General features: G+C 62.6%; 1 protein-coding gene. It reads left to right on the top strand.

Annotated elements, in window-relative coordinates; all coding sequences use genetic code 11:
• Positions 1–334: TolC family protein (locus V5F77_RS29260; protein WP_429008536.1), on the top strand; the 334-nt coding region annotated here is incomplete at both ends.

The following is a 334-nucleotide window of genomic DNA, read 5'->3' as shown; positions in this document are numbered from 1 at the left end:
CGGGAGAGCTCGTCGCCGCGCGGCTTCGAGCTCGAAATCCAGATCCCGATCTTCGACGGCGGCGAAGTCAACGTGCGCCGATCGCGGGAGACTTACATGCAGGCGGTCAACCGCCTGATGGAAAAAGCCATCAACGTGCGCTCGGAAGCGCGCGCGGCCTATCTCACCTATCGCGGCAGCTACGACATCGCCCGCCAGTATCAGAACAGCATTCTGCCGCTGCGCCGGACGATCAACGAGCAGGCTCTGCTCGAATACAACGGCATGCTGATCGACGTCTTCGAGCTTCTGACGACGGCGCGGGAAAGCATCGCCACCAACGTCGCGGCGATCT

This window comes from Roseixanthobacter psychrophilus (assembly GCF_043195195.1).
Classification (GTDB): domain Bacteria; phylum Pseudomonadota; class Alphaproteobacteria; order Rhizobiales; family Xanthobacteraceae; genus NCEH01.
Note: the sequence above shows the minus strand (reverse complement) of the source record. Positions and strands in the feature narration are given on the sequence as shown.